Source organism: Herbaspirillum sp. BH-1 (assembly GCF_002870055.1).
In the GTDB taxonomy this organism is placed as follows: domain Bacteria; phylum Pseudomonadota; class Gammaproteobacteria; order Burkholderiales; family Burkholderiaceae_D; genus Herbaspirillum; species Herbaspirillum frisingense.
On sequence record NZ_PKOI01000014.1, the window covers coordinates 81,881 to 96,608 of the forward strand.

Annotated in this window: 9 protein-coding genes and 2 tRNA genes; 7 read left to right on the forward strand and 4 right to left on the reverse strand. The window is 62.0% G+C overall.

The genetic code is table 11. The annotated features are described in order from the left end of the window. Positions 1–104 precede the first annotated feature (104 nt). The 7 genes from clpX to HBH1_RS17810 all read left to right on the forward strand — a co-directional run bounded on the left by clpX (position 105) and on the right by HBH1_RS17810 (position 10,006). A complete protein-coding gene (clpX, locus tag HBH1_RS17780) occupies positions 105–1,370 on the forward strand; it encodes an ATP-dependent Clp protease ATP-binding subunit ClpX (protein WP_006463921.1) in 1,266 nt (421 codons plus the stop codon). Between the two features lie 298 nt (positions 1,371–1,668). Then, positions 1,669–4,077 (forward strand): endopeptidase La, encoded by a 2,409-nt coding sequence (gene lon, locus HBH1_RS17785; protein ID WP_039875666.1) that lies wholly within the window; start codon positions 1,669–1,671, stop codon positions 4,075–4,077. A gap of 324 nt (positions 4,078–4,401) precedes the next feature. Further along, complete coding sequence (locus HBH1_RS17790) at positions 4,402–4,674, forward strand: HU family DNA-binding protein (RefSeq protein ID WP_102663817.1); 273 nt, start codon at positions 4,402–4,404, stop codon at positions 4,672–4,674. Between the two features lie 49 nt (positions 4,675–4,723). Further along, positions 4,724–4,799 (forward strand) — tRNA-Val (locus tag HBH1_RS17795). 25 nt (positions 4,800–4,824) lie between these two features. Next, a tRNA-Asp gene (locus HBH1_RS17800) sits at positions 4,825–4,901 on the forward strand. Between the two features lie 617 nt (positions 4,902–5,518). Next, entirely contained in the window at positions 5,519–7,153 is a 1,635-nt protein-coding gene (locus HBH1_RS17805; RefSeq protein WP_102663818.1) for a methyl-accepting chemotaxis protein, read from the forward strand. A gap of 249 nt (positions 7,154–7,402) precedes the next feature. Then, positions 7,403–10,006, forward strand: a complete 2,604-nt coding sequence (locus HBH1_RS17810) for a 2-oxoglutarate dehydrogenase E1 component (protein ID WP_102663819.1) — start codon at positions 7,403–7,405, stop codon at positions 10,004–10,006. A gap of 222 nt (positions 10,007–10,228) precedes the next feature. Here HBH1_RS17810 and HBH1_RS17815 read toward each other — a convergent pair whose 3' ends face one another. From HBH1_RS17815 to HBH1_RS17830, 4 genes are all read right to left on the reverse strand, one after another. Continuing rightward, entirely contained in the window at positions 10,229–10,729 is a 501-nt protein-coding gene (locus HBH1_RS17815) for a Csu type fimbrial protein (protein ID WP_102663820.1), read from the reverse strand. Between the two features lie 206 nt (positions 10,730–10,935). Next, complete coding sequence (locus tag HBH1_RS17820; RefSeq protein ID WP_102663821.1) at positions 10,936–11,418, reverse strand: Csu type fimbrial protein; 483 nt, start codon at positions 11,416–11,418, stop codon at positions 10,936–10,938. Between the two features lie 26 nt (positions 11,419–11,444). Then, positions 11,445–13,721 (reverse strand): fimbria/pilus outer membrane usher protein, encoded by a 2,277-nt coding sequence (locus tag HBH1_RS17825; RefSeq protein WP_102663822.1) that lies wholly within the window; start codon positions 13,719–13,721, stop codon positions 11,445–11,447. A 23-nt stretch (positions 13,722–13,744) separates the two neighbouring features. Beyond that, a complete protein-coding gene (locus HBH1_RS17830) occupies positions 13,745–14,461 on the reverse strand; it encodes a fimbrial biogenesis chaperone (RefSeq protein WP_233207649.1) in 717 nt (238 codons plus the stop codon). Between the last annotated feature and the right edge of the window lie 267 nt (positions 14,462–14,728).

Genomic DNA, 14,728 nt, shown 5'->3' on the forward strand with positions numbered 1-14,728 from the left:
ACGGCAGTCCTGTGAAGCAATAAGGGGCAGCTTAAATGACCAAGCCGTGACGAATCCGGATTTCGCGGGTATGATCGGGTCGTAACTTCTATCCTAGTAGCTCTATGTCTGAGAAAAAATCCTCCAGCGGCGAAAAACTGCTTTACTGCTCCTTCTGCGGCAAGAGCCAGCATGAAGTCAAGAAGCTCATCGCGGGTCCTTCGGTCTTCATCTGCGACGAATGCATCGACCTGTGCAACGACATCATCCGTGATGAAGCTGCCAGCGTGGAAAGCGTAGCCGGCGCCAAGTCGGATCTGCCCACGCCACAGGAAATCACCGACCTGCTGGACCAGTATGTGATCGGACAGGCTACTGCCAAGCGCATCCTGTCGGTGGCGGTGTACAACCACTACAAGCGCCTGAAGCACCTCGGCAAGAAGGATGATGTCGAGCTGGCCAAGAGCAACATCCTGCTGGTCGGCCCCACGGGCTCCGGCAAGACCTTGCTGGCGCAGACCCTGGCACGCATGCTCAATGTCCCCTTCGTGATCGCTGATGCGACCACGCTGACTGAAGCCGGCTACGTCGGCGAGGACGTCGAGAACATCATCCAGAAGCTGCTTCAGAACTGCAATTACGAAGTCGAGAAAGCCCAGAAGGGCATCGTCTACATCGACGAGATCGACAAGATTTCCCGCAAGTCGGACAACCCGTCGATCACCCGCGACGTGTCCGGCGAAGGCGTGCAGCAGGCGCTGCTGAAACTGATCGAAGGCACCATGGCTTCGGTGCCGCCGCAAGGTGGCCGCAAGCATCCGAACCAGGACTTCGTGCAGATCGACACGACCAACATCATGTTCATCTGCGGTGGCGCCTTCGACGGTCTTGCCAAGATCATCTCGGATCGCTCCGAGAAGAGCGGCATCGGCTTCTCGGCCAGCGTGAAGAGCCAGACCCAGAAGAGCAATTCCGAAGTGCTCCTGAACGCCGAGCCGGAAGACCTGGTCAAGTTCGGTCTGATTCCGGAACTGGTCGGTCGTCTGCCTGTGATTGCCACGCTCAACGAGCTGGACGAGGAAGCGCTGATCCAGATCCTGGTCGAGCCCAAGAACGCGCTGATCAAGCAATACGCCAAGCTGTTGCAGATGGAAGGCGCGGAGCTGGAAATCCGTCCGGCCGCCATGCATGCCATCGCCAAGAAAGCCCTGGCACGCAAGACCGGCGCCCGTGGTCTGCGCTCCATCCTGGAACACGCCCTGCTGGATGTCATGTATGAATTGCCCAGCGAGCAGAACGTGGCCAAGGTCGTGGTGGATGAAAACACCATCACCAATGGTGCCAAGCCGCTGTTGATCTACCACGACCAGCCAAAGGTCTCGGGCGGCTGATCGCCCGGGCTGCAACAGGTCTGAGCAGTAAAGTGTGGTGCGGTCCCGGAGGTCTTTGGGGCTGGCCACACCGTAGCAAGAAGCCACCCCGAAGTCCGGTCACCGCAAACACGGTAAAATAAACCGGCGCACATACACTGGCTTCCATCGAAAAGCCACCCGGAGCTAGCTTCGTGTGTGGCTTTTTTATTTTGTTGCGATCATGACAACGCGCAACCGGCGAATATTTAGTCTGCCGGACTTGTGTTTTGGTCACTCGTGCCAACATCATTCACAGTACTTATTGATAAGGCCCGCCATGACGACTCCTATACTCACAGAACAATCGCAATTGCCGCTGTTGCCCTTACGGGATGTGGTTGTCTTCCCGCATATGGTGATCCCGCTCTTCGTCGGCCGCCCGAAGTCGATCAAGGCGCTGGAAGCGGCCATGGAGCAAGGCAAGAGCATCATGCTGGCGGCCCAGAAGGCTGCCGCCAAGGATGAACCTTCGGCCGAAGACATCTATGAAATCGGTTGTGTGGCCAATATCCTGCAGATGCTGAAGCTGCCCGATGGCACCGTGAAGGTGTTGGTCGAAGGCGCTCAGCGTGCACGCATCCATCACATCAGCGAACTGGAAACCCATTTCGTCGCCGACCTGACCCCGGTGGAATCCGAGCAGGGCGACGAGGCGGAAGTCGAAGCCATGCGCCGTACCATCGTGCAGCAGTTCGACCAGTACGTGAAGCTGAACAAGAAGATCCCGCCGGAAATCCTGACCTCGCTGTCGGGCATCGATGATGCCGGTCGCCTGGCCGACACCATTGCCGCGCACCTCCCGCTGAAGCTGGAGCAGAAGCAGGTCATCCTGGAGATCTTCAACGTCGCCAAGCGCTACGAGCATCTGCTCGGCCAGCTGGAAGGCGAACTGGACATCCTGCAGGTGGAAAAGCGCATCCGTGGCCGCGTCAAGCGCCAGATGGAAAAGTCGCAGCGCGAGTACTACCTGAACGAACAGGTCAAGGCCATCCAGAAGGAACTGGGCGAAGGCGAAGACGGTGCCGATCTGGAAGAGCTAGAAAAGAAGATCCTGGCTGCCAAGATGCCCAAGGAAGCCCTGGAAAAGGCGCAGTCCGAGCTGAAGAAGCTCAAGCTGATGTCGCCCATGTCGGCCGAGGCCACCGTGGTGCGCAACTACATCGACACCCTGGTCGCGCTGCCCTGGAAGAAGAAGTCCAAGGTCAACAACGATCTGACCAATGCCGAGAAGGTGCTGGAAGGCGACCACTATGGTCTGGAGAAGGTCAAGGAACGCATCCTGGAATATCTCGCCGTCCAGCAGCGCGTGGACAAGCTGAAGGCGCCGATCCTGTGCTTCGTCGGTCCCCCGGGCGTTGGCAAGACCTCGCTGGGCCAGTCCATTGCCCGCGCCACGAATCGCAAGTTCGTGCGCATGGCGCTGGGTGGTGTGCGTGACGAAGCCGAGATCCGTGGTCACCGTCGTACCTACATCGGTTCCATGCCGGGCAAGATCCTGCAGAGCCTGTCCAAGGTCGGCGTGCGCAATCCGTTGTTCCTGCTCGACGAGATCGACAAGCTGGGCATGGATTTCCGTGGCGATCCGTCGTCGGCCTTGCTGGAAGTGCTGGATCCGGAACAGAACCACACCTTCTCCGACCATTACATCGAAGTCGACTTCGACCTGTCGGATGTGATGTTCGTGGCGACCTCGAACTCCTTCAACATCCCGCCGGCACTGCTGGACCGGATGGAAGTGATTCGCCTGTCCGGTTACACCGAAGATGAAAAGACCAGCATTGCGCAGCGTTACCTGCTGCCCAAGCAGATCAAGAACAACGGCCTGAAGGAAGGCGAGATCAGCGTGGCCGAATCGGCCATCCGCGACATCATCCGCTACTACACCCGTGAGGCGGGTGTGCGCTCGCTGGAACGCGAAGTCTCGAAGATCTGCCGCAAGGTCGTGAAGATGCTGCTGCTGAAGAAGCAGGAGAAGAAGGTCACCGTCACCTCGCGTAACCTGGACAAGTTCCTGGGTGTGCGTCGCTTCGACTTCGGCATCGCCGAGAAGGAAAACCAGATCGGCCAGGTGGTCGGCCTGGCCTGGACCGAAGTGGGTGGCGACCTGCTGACCATCGAGGCGGTGAACATGCCCGGCAAGGGCCAGATCATCCGCACCGGTACGCTGGGTGATGTCATGAAGGAATCGATCGAAGCCGCTCGCACTGTGGTTCGCAGCCGTGCCCGCAAGCTGGGCATCAAGAGCGAAGTGTTCGAGAAGAGCGACATCCACATCCACGTACCGGAAGGTGCGACGCCCAAGGACGGTCCGTCCGCCGGTATCGCGATGACGACCGCGCTGGTCTCGATCTTCAGCGGTATTCCGGTGCGTGCGGACGTGGCGATGACCGGTGAAATCACCTTGCGCGGCGAAGTGTTGCCGATCGGCGGCCTGAAGGAAAAGCTGCTGGCTGCGCACCGTGGTGGCATCAAGACCGTGCTGATTCCGGAGCAGAACGTGAAGGATCTGGCCGAGATTCCCGACAACGTGAAGAACAAGCTGGAGATCATCCCGGTGCGTTGGATCGACAAGGTGCTGGAAGTCGCCCTGGAACGTCAGCCGGTGCCGCTGAGTGAAGACGAGGCCATCGTCGACACGGCGGTCGCGGCCAAGGAAGACAAGACCGATCCGGTCGTCAAGCACTGAAATGCCTGACATGTCGGACTGGCTGTGCAGGTAGCCTACTGCACAGCGGTTTGTCAAAAGCGCCTCTTGCGGGGCGCTTTTTTTTACGCCGGTTCGCGGCATGATTCACTTTCCCGCCTGCTGGGATGAAGGGAAAGATCCTCACTGAAAATCGCGACATTGCCGGAAACCCGCTTGACACCTGGGGATGCGGCTTGTTTAATAGCCGCTGCGGAATTTTTCCGTAAGGCAATCGACGGGCAGCGGGGCTCGGTCGCGATATGTCGGAGCCCGGGCGTTGTCGTTTGAATTCAAACAGATCAAATACTTGTTCGAGGGGCGTAAGTGAATAAAGGCGAACTGATAGAACACATTGCCGGTGCAGCGGATATTTCCAAGGCAGCGGCTGGACGTGCAGTGGACGCATTCATTGGGGCGGTCAAGACCACGCTGAAAAAGAACGGCACCGTGACCCTGGTGGGTTTCGGCACCTTCGCCGTCGGCAAGCGCGCGGCCCGGACTGGACGCAACCCCCAGACCGGTGCAGCCATCAAGATCAAGGCATCCAAGGTTCCCAAATTTAAAGCTGGCAAAGCATTAAAAGATGCTATAAAATAATGTTCTTTCGTTGCAGCGGTAACCAAGCAACGAGACTGTTAAGGTTGCCGGGCGCTTAGCTCAGTTGGTAGAGCGGAGCCCTTACAAGGCTTAGGTCGGGAGTTCGAGCCTCTCAGCGCCCACCAGCATCTTGCAGTCGGCACCAGTTTAGGAGCGGTAGTTCAGTTGGTTAGAATACCGGCCTGTCACGCCGGGGGTCGCGGGTTCGAGCCCCGTCCGCTCCGCCAGATAAAACGCCTCGTTCGCAAGAACGGGGCGTTTTTGTTTTTGCGCAGCAAAAACCTGCGGAGTGGAGGGAGCCGCCTGCGCGGCTCCCGGCGGGGCGAGAAGGGAATCGCTTGCAAGCGATTCCGCGGCCTGCGCGCGTGTAGGAGAGCCCCGTCCGCTCCGCCAGATAAAACGCCTCGTTCGCAAGAACGGGGCGTTTTTGTTTTGCGCAGAAAAAATTGCAGAGCCAAGAAGCATATCTCTAGCATGCCTACGCCTATTTGGAAAAGACACAGTTGCCGACTGGGAAGATTACGCGACACGCTAGAAAAAATTTGAGTTTTCCGTACTATTTCCCTCTGGAAATGCTTACACTAAGCCGGAATTTGCAGTTTCTCAAAACAGGAGACCGGCACACGCCGGGGCGCAATAATGTTTTTGAGGGAACCCGGCCTGTCACACAGGCCGAGGAAGAGGGCTTGAGCCGCTCCCCAAAGATGTAAGAAGAACCCATCGAGATGCAGTAGCGGATTCGCGCGTAGTGCAGTGACAGCAGGAGCAGGGTGACGACCAATCGTATCGTCTTCCTGCGATGGCCTGCACGTTTGGCATCTAATGGGATAAAGAGGGGGTAGCGATGAAGCTCGCCAATTTCAACATTGGCGTCCGCTTGGGCGCAGCATTTGCAGTGGTCTTGTTGCTGATCGTGGTGACCGCCACGGTCGGGATCCGGAACCAGTCTTCCAACAACGCTGAAATCAACAGCATCGTCAACGAGAAGTACCAGCTCATCGCCTTGAGCAACCAGATCAAGAATAATGGCTACAAGGCCAACGCAGTATTGAGCAACATCCTGCTGGCCGCCACACCGGAAGCATCGACCAAGTACATGGACGAATACGCCGGCCTGCGCAAGGCCAACACCGAGGCCTACAAGCAGCTTGAAGGCATGCTCGATTCCGACAAGACCAAGGCCCTCTACGCCGAGCAGACCACTGCCCGCGCAGCCTATGGCGTGGCCGTGCGCAAGTTCTTCGAACTGATGAAGAATGAGGACCGCGCCGCCGCCACCACGCTGTACCAGGGCGACATGTCCAAGCTCCAGCTGGACTACTTCGTCATGGTCGACAAGATGGTCAATTCGCTGGCCAAGGAAATGGTGGTCGATGCCGGCCAGGCAGCCGAAGACGGCCAGATGGCCGTGATCCAGATGCTGGTGCTGTCGGCCGTGGCCGTGGTACTGGCCTCGGTGATCGGGGTGCTGATCACGCGCTCCATCACCGCCCCGGTGCGTCACGCGGTCATGCTGGCCGAGACCGTGGCACAGGGTGACCTGTCCTATCGCCTGCAGGCCAAGGGCAAGGACGAGATCAGCCGCCTGCTGCAAGCGCTGCAGCACATGAGCGATAACCTGCATGACACCGTCTCCAACGTGCGCAACGGTACCTCGGCGATCGACATGGCCGCACGCGAACTGGCACAGGGCAACCTGAGCCTGTCGGATCGTACCGAACAGCAGGCCAGCTCCCTGGAGGAAACCGCCTCGGCCATGGAGCAGCTGACCTCGGCAGTGCGCCAGAATGCCGACAACGCCTTGCAAGCCAGCCAGCTCGCCGTCTCGGCCTCGGACGTGGCCGTGCGCGGCGGCGCTTCGGTCGAGCAGGTGGTCAACATCATGAGCGCCATCAGCACTTCTTCCGGCAAGATCGCCGACATCATCGCCGTGATTGACGGCATCGCCTTCCAGACCAACCTGCTGGCCCTGAATGCGGCAGTCGAAGCAGCCCGCGCCGGCGAACACGGTCGCGGCTTTGCCGTGGTGGCCAGCGAAGTGCGCGGCCTGGCCCAGCGTAGCGCCGTGGCCGCCAAGGAAATCAAATCCCTGATCGAAGGTTCGGTCAGTCACGTCAAGGCGGGCAGCACCATCGTCGAACAGACCGTGGCCACCATCGATGAAGTCATTGCCAGCATCAAGCACGCGACCGATCTGATCACCGACATCAGCGCCTCCAGCAAGGAGCAGAGCGAAGGCATCGAGCAGATCAACCAGGCCATCAGCCAGATGGACCAGATGACCCAGGAAAACTCCGCCCTGGTGGAGCAGAACGCTGCCGCCTCCAAGGCCTTGCAGGCCCAGGCCGAGCAGCTGTCGGCCCTGATGGGACGTTTCCGCCTGAGCGAACTGATCGCCCATTCCGGCTACGCCGGCGCGGCACGCGGTGGCGTGCGCGAAAAGATCATCCAGCCCGAGCTGTCCCTGATCCAGGGCTAGTAGACGGATAGGGTTACCCGTTTTTGTGTGAACGCAGTGTGGTAAGAGGGGCCGTGAGGAGACCACGGCCGGCCATTCACGGCCGGTCGTGACAAGAACAAGGCGTCCCATCCGCAGGCATTGCGGGTGAGGACGTGATCACCGTCTTTTCCGTCAAGGGCATGTCCGCAATTTCGATTTCGAAATGATCTCGAGCTCGATGTCGAGCGTGATGCGACATGTCCGTGTACTTGCCCAGAAAGGTTCGCCATGCCACTTCATTCTCCGAGTTCACTCGGGCAGACTTCCTCCACAGCGCGCCAGGCCCTGGCGCATGCCCGCATCCAGTCCTTCATCGATGCCTACCGCAACGAGGGGTATCGCATCGCCGATATCGATCCCCTGGGCACGATCTCGGTGCCCGACATTGCGGCCCTCCTGCCGCAGACGCACGGGCTGGAGGACGAGGACATCGCGCTGGCACAGCATCGCTTCCTCGACGGCCTGGGCCTGACCAATGTCAAGGAGCTGACCCATCACCTGAGCCGGCTGTTCTGCGGCCCGCTCGCACTGGACTGCAGCGGCGTGCGCGACGAGCCGCGCCGTCAGTGGCTGCTCGCGCGTCTTGCTGCCCGTGACCCCGGCGCCGAGCCGCAGGCACAGGAACGCGCGGCCATCCTGGCCCGCCTGGCAGCGGCCGAACAGTGGGAAAACTATCTGCAGCAAGACTATCCGCAGGCCAAGCGTTTTTCCCTGGAAGGTTGCGAAAGCCTGCTCCTGTTGATGGATACCCTGGTGGAGCGTTGCAGCTTCTACCAGTTGGACAAGCTGTTCTTCGCCATGCCGCATCGTGGTCGCCTCAACCTGCTGGTGAACCTGATGCAGATGCCGGCCGCCGAGATCGTGGCCTACTTCGATGCCAGCAAAACCACCCCGGCCGCCGCCAGCGCGGTGGATCTGCCTTACCACCTGGGCGCCGAGGCCGTGCGCCATACCGCACTGGGCCAGGTCGGCCTGTTCCTGGCGCACAACCCCTCGCACCTGGAGAGCGCCTATCCGGTCCTGCTGGGCATGGCCCGCGGTTACCGCGCCAGTCACCCCAAGGCAGCGCCGCCCGCCTCGGTGGTGATCCATGGCGACGCCGCCTTCTGCGGCCAGGGCGTGGTGATGGAGTCGCTCAAGCTGGCCCAGCATCCGGGCTATGACGTGGGCGGCACGGTTCACGTGATCGTCAACAACCAGATCGGCTTTACCACACCCAACCCGCTGGACCCGGAAAACCATGGCTACTGCACCGACATCGCCCGCATCGTCGGCGCGCCGGTGCTGCACGTCAATGCCGACCAGCCGGAGGCGGTGTTGCGCGCGGCGCGCATCGCCTTCGACTACCGCATGCAGTTCCACGCCGATGTGGTCATCGACCTGGTCGGCTATCGCCGCTGGGGACACGCCGAGCAGGACACGGCTACCGTGACCCAGCCGCTGCTGCATGGCTTCATCGACAAGCATCCTTCGGTGACCCGGCTGTACGCGCAATCCGGATGGCCTGGTTCGGATGCGGGAGCCGCCCTGCTGGCGACCAGCAGCCAGCAGGCGCTGACCGCCTTCAGGGGCAGTCGCACAGGTCATGCCGGAGTGGCAGCAGCAAGCTCCACCCCGCAGCGCGCGCAGGACAAGGCCTCCGAAGCAGCTGCAGCACCCAGCCTGAACCAGATGCGGCAATGGGTGGAGCGGATGACACGCCTGCCGGCTGGATTCGAACCACATCCGGCCATCGTCAAGCTGATCGCGCAATGGCAGCACAGCGTGGCCGCGCCCGAGCACCCGTGCAGCTGGAATTTTGCCGAGAACATGGCCTATGCCTCCCTGCTCAGTGCCGGTCACGGCGTGCGCATTTCCGGCATGGACGTGCAGCGCGGCACCTTCATGCAACGTCATGCCGTGTGGCATGCGGTGGATGAGGCGCAGGCGCAGCAGCGATCCTTCCTGCCCCTGCGCGAAGTCGCAGCACCCCGCGCCAGCCTGGAAGTGATCAATTCGCCCCTGAGCGAAGAAGCGGTGGTCGGTTTCGAGTACGGCTTCAGCGTGCAGGCGCGCCCGGATGCGCTGACGATCTGGGAAGCCCAGTTCGGTGACTTCGTCAACGGCGCCCAGATCATGATCGACCAGTACATCACCTCCGGTCGTGGCAAGTGGGGCTATGCGTCGGCGTTGACGATGCTGCTGCCGCATGGCTACGAAGGCGTGGGGCCGGAACATTCCACCGGCTATCTCAGTCGCATGCTGCTGCTGTGCGCGGGTCAGAATATCCGGGTGGCCTATCCCTCCAGTTCGGCGCAGTGGTTCCACCTTCTGCGCGATCAGGCCCTGCATGCGGACCGGCCGCTGGTGGTCTTTACGCCCAAGTCGGTGCTGCATGGGGAGCCGCGTGCCAGTTCGCCGCTATCGGACTTGCTGGAGCAGGGTTTCCAGCCGCTGCTGGGCGACCCTGAGGGGCCGCAAGCGTCCGCGGTGCGGCGTGTCGTGTTGTGCAGCGGCAAGGTGCGCTATGACCTGGCCGACGCCCGCGCCAGTGCGCAGGACCAGGAGACCGCGCTGCTGCCGGTGGAGCAGCTCTATCCCTTCCCGACGGCGCAACTGGGTGAGGTCCTGCGCAGCTATCCGCAGTTGCAGGAAGTGGTGTGGGTACAGGAGGAAGAGCGTAACCAGGGTGCCTGGCTGTGCGTGCGCGATGCCATCGAAGCCGCCTTGCCGGAGACGGTGCGCCTGCGTGCGGTCTATCGCCCGGATACCGCCTCCGGGCCGACCGCCTCCAAGGCCAGCCATTACGCCCAGCAGGCAAGCCTGGTGCAGGCCGTCTTTGCTCAAGGCTGAGCGAAGGGGGGCGAAGGAAGGTGACGGAGGGCGAAAAAAACGGTGCACTTCTGCGCGAAGTGCACCGTTTACCCCCTCCGGTTTTCCCCGGTTATCTGGTCGTGTTGACGTTGTAGTCCGCAAGTTAAGCTTTAGTCAAGTAACTTTCGTGCTGCAGCTGCTCAAGTCCGGCTTCAAAGGCGCTTCGGCATGCGGCTGCCGGGCGCGTGCAGCGTATTTGTCTCAGTAGGTCAGCGTGACCGTGACGGTATCCGAGTAGGCGCCGGCCAGCGGAGTCTGGGCGGCGGGGATCTGGCCGTAGACGGTCAGCGTCTGCGTCAGGCCCGAGCCGGTGCCGGTGGCGGTATCGGTGCCGATGGTCGAGCCCCAGTTGTTGGTGCGGGCTGCATCGCGGTACAGCGCATAGTTCAGGGTGCCACCGCCGGCCGCGCTCATCTTGCGGCTGCTGACGGTGGAGCCGGTACCGGTGCCGGCATCCAGGCCGACGTTGTAGGCGGTGCCATTGGTGCAGAGCACGGTGATGGTGCCGGACTGGTTGACCACGCTCTGGGTGTAGGCGCCGAAGGCGATGGCCGAGCCGACCACGGTGCAGGCGGCGACCACCGAGGCGCTGATGGTCAGCGTGCCGCTGGCGGTGGCGGCGAAGGAAGCCGGAGCGCTGGAGGCCAGGACGACGGCGGCGATGGAAGCTGCAACGAAACGATTCTTCTTGGCAAAAAACATTTGGTTTCTCCGGTGTTGGCCGCCCCGTCCTTGCCCCTTGCAAGAACTTCCCTGTGCAGCGCTGGTATGGAGACACTGTAATTTCCGGGCGGCGCCGGCGACATCCGGCGATTCCCTAGCCACCCGCCAATCTGCGTCAGGGAAAACCTGAGCCGCCACATCGGCTATGTCCAGCGATGCCTGGCGATGCGGCCGGCGCCAAGCGCTCAATAGGTGATCAATACCGTCAACGTATCCAGATAGCTGCCTGCCTTGGCGTTCTGGCTGCCCGGCAAGCGCCCATAGACCGTGTAGGTCTTGACCACGGGTGTGAGAACCTGCAGCAGATAGCCATCGGTGATGAAGCTGGTGCTGGAGGAGCCATCACCCCACGTCGAGGTCCGTGCCGAGTCGGTATAGACCTGGTAGTTGAGGCTGTTGGCGCCACTGAGCATCTTGCGCTGCGCATAGGCACCGCTGCTGCCGGTGCTGAGCTTGACCGTATAGCCGATCAGCAACGACACCGTAGCCTGGCAGGTCACGGTGATGCTGCCGGTATTGTCCACGTGCGCACTGGACTGCGGGTCGTACAGCCCGAACGCCACCGGATTGGTGGCCGACGAGCAGATCTGTTGCGCCTGCACCGGGGCGCATGCCAGCAGGACAAGGGCCCAGGCCAGGGCCGGGCGGATTGGAGGGATCGTCTTCATGTGTTCTCCATGATGCCGGCCGCATTTCAACGGCAGATCACGACTTCGTTGCTCATGCCGCCTTCGCTGCGGGGTGGCGGCGTCAGCGTGGCGTGGCATTGCGCCCCCGAGGGCAGCAGTACGTCCAGCGTATTGACCGGTGCCAGTTCCTGCAGGTAGCTCACGCCGTCATAGCCCACGGGCGCCTGCAGACCGGTCTCGCGCACGCGGATGCTGGCGCCCAGCGGAATGAACCGGCCCGCCTCATCCTTGAGGATGATGGTCACATCCGAGGCCCGTCGCGCATTGAAATGCACCACCACGCCGGAGCGATCGCGCGGCCGGATGTACTGGTCCGGCTGGTCCAGTTGCAGTGTCAGCGGCAGGTCCAGCACGTCCACCGAAATCTTGTTGACGTCGTAGGCGCGCAGGTCGGTCAGCAGTAACTGGCCGTTGTCGTCGGTGCGGCCGGCGTAGCGGTTCTCGTTGTAGATGCCGACGTTCTTGACGCCGCTGGCATTGACCACGGCAAAGCTGTCCTCGATCCAGTCCGAGGCGAAACTGCCGCCATCGATGAAGGATACCGAGCCGCGCGCCCCCAGCCGCTGGCTGGTGGTATTGGCTGCCTGCGAGGCCGCCGCGGTGAGGCTGCCATAGCGGCTCTTGTAGTTGAGCTGGGCAATGCGCTGCTGGTAGCTGCCTTCGGTGCCCTGCAGCTGCCAGCCCAGGTCGCCGATGGCCACCGTCGAGCGACTGGCCTGCAGGGTGGCGGTCCGCTGGCCATTGTTGTTGCTTACGCTGGCACCGGCCACATCGCGCCCGCCGAAGGGGATGATCAGGCCGATGGTGGCGCCATAACCGCTGTTGCGAAAGTCGCGGTAACCGGTCAGGTACATGTTGGAGCTGCTGCCCACCGACTTGAACCAGGTCACCGTCACCGTCTCGCTGTCGGCCAGGCCGCTGGTGCCGGTATCGGTAAAGAGCAGCGGGCTCTTGCTGCGTGCATAGGCCATGCTCAGCGAGCCGCCGCTGCCCAGGTTCAGGCCCAGCGTGGCGATGGTGGCCGCGCGCGAGACCGGCGCCCCCTGGATGGCGCCGATGTCCTGGTAGTTGCGGGTGGACTGGGTGCGGGTCAATGACACGCTCACCGGATCGGCGTTGCGTTCGACGGCCAGCGACACCTGCTGGCCCGAGCCGCTGTCGGCACTGCTGGCGGCCAGCGAGGTGGCCAGCACGGCGCGGTTGCCGAGATTGAAGACGGCGCCACCACCGGCCAGTTTCAGGCTGCGCATGGCCTCGGCATGGCCCTCCAGCGTAAGGATGTCGCTCATCCCCTGGCGGGCCGTGCCGGACAGGGCGAACTGCCCATAGTCATTGCTGCGCAGGCCATAGCGGCGGCGCACCCAGCCACCCTCCGCCGAATAGGACGACAGGCCCGGTTTCAGCAGGCGGTCGGTGGCGTAGAAGTTGATGGTGCGCAGGGTCTGCCGTCCCAGTTCGTCGGTGACCGCCACTGCGATCTGGCCGGCACCACTGGCGATAGGGGGCTGACGGATCTCGAAGGGGCCGGGCGGCACCGGTTGCGAAAGCTGGCGCACGCCATTGACGAACAGGTCCACGGTGGACGGCACCACGGTTTCGCCACCCAGCGAGGGCGTGGGGAAGCGCACCAGGTCCGGACGCAGGTTGAAGTCCGACGCGTACTGGAAGCCGCCCAGTCGCACCGAGCGGGTCCAGGCCAGGCTGCCATTGATGACGTCACCCAGGCGGTAACGCGTCAGGCTGGCCGGTTGGGAATAGGTATAGGTGGTTTCCAGGCGGGCCGACACGCCGCCGCTGTTGCCGGTGTAGCCCAGCCCGGTCGAGCTGAGCACGCTGCTGCCGCTGAACCAGCGGGCATCGAACAGCCCACCCAGGGCATGCTGGTTCTGGCTGGAAGTGGCCAGCAGATCGTAGTTCAGGACCAGTCCGCGCCCGCCCTCCGACAAGGGAACCCGGCTGGCAATGCTGGTGGCGTCGATGTCGGTCGTGTTCATGAAACGGGCCGCAATCATGAGGTTGATCCTGGCAGCGCCCTCGTCGAGGTCGATCCCGGTAGCGATGGCGCGCAGGGGAATCAGCTCGTCGTCGGCGCCATCCACGCGCAGCTTGAGACTGCGCAGTTCGGCCGCGGTCGCATACAGGGCTTGCTGGCGACGCGTGAATTGCGCCACCAGATCGGTGCCGCGGCCGTTGATGGACACTTCCAGCAGCAACACCTCGTCACCGGTGGCGGCCCGTGCCACGGTCGCCGTGGCGCCCAGCAGCACCAGCATCAGAGGCATTAGCCAGAGCAGCAGCAGCCGTTTCAAGGCGCCACGGTGAGTTCGGTATCAATCGGCCCGGCATCACTGTTGGCAGTCAGTTTGACTTTGCTGCCTACGGCAAGCGGGGTCTCGGTGTCGATCAGGTATTGGCGGGTGATGCCGGCCAGCGTATAGGGGTTGCCGCCTGCCGGTGCGGTGATCTTCTTGCCGTTGGGCAGGGTCAACGCCAGGTCCAGCAAGCGGGCACGCCGGTTGCCCAGGTTCTGCACCACCAGACGTGTCGGCTTGCCTGAGCGTAACTGGTAGTCAAGCTGCGGCTTCGGTGTGCCGGTGGGAGCGATGAACACCGGCATGGAAATCCGGAACTTGAAATTGATGGTGGCGCCCTCGGCCGCGGAGGGAATTTCGTCGATCAGCAGGCGAAACGCGATCTCGCCGGCTCCCGCTGCCTGGCGCGACACCACGCGGATCACCTGAGACGCGCCCGGCGCCAGGTTGAACACCGGCGGGCTGATGATCAGGTTCTGGGTGGGTTGCAGATCATCTTTGCTGTCGACCTGGTTCCAGTCGTAGGCACGGATCTGCAGCGACACATTGTGATTGTCGTTATTGACGATCTTGATCACCCCTGCCGTGCGTGAGGAGGATAGCTCCAGCACCACGGGGGCAATCTCGAAATTGGAGGCCTGCGCCTGTTGCCATCCCCCTGCCGTCATCAGGCAGCCCATTGCACAGACACGTGCGAGCCGCCACAACATGGTTTCTGATCTCGTCACGCTACGAAATCCCCATTCTGGTTGTCAGGTATTTGTCAAATTTTTACTAGAGTAAAACGAAACCGCGACAGGTAAAACAAAAAGTTGCAGGGCAGCCACAGAATTTAACTGAAAGTTAAATATTTCATTTCATCAACTTGCGTGTCGGGACGGAAGATGTACGCCCCACGCGGACGTAAAAATGGCGCGACTTCGTGTGAAAAGTCGCGCCATGCATGGAGGGGCGGGTAGGGAAGTGGTCGCAGGCGC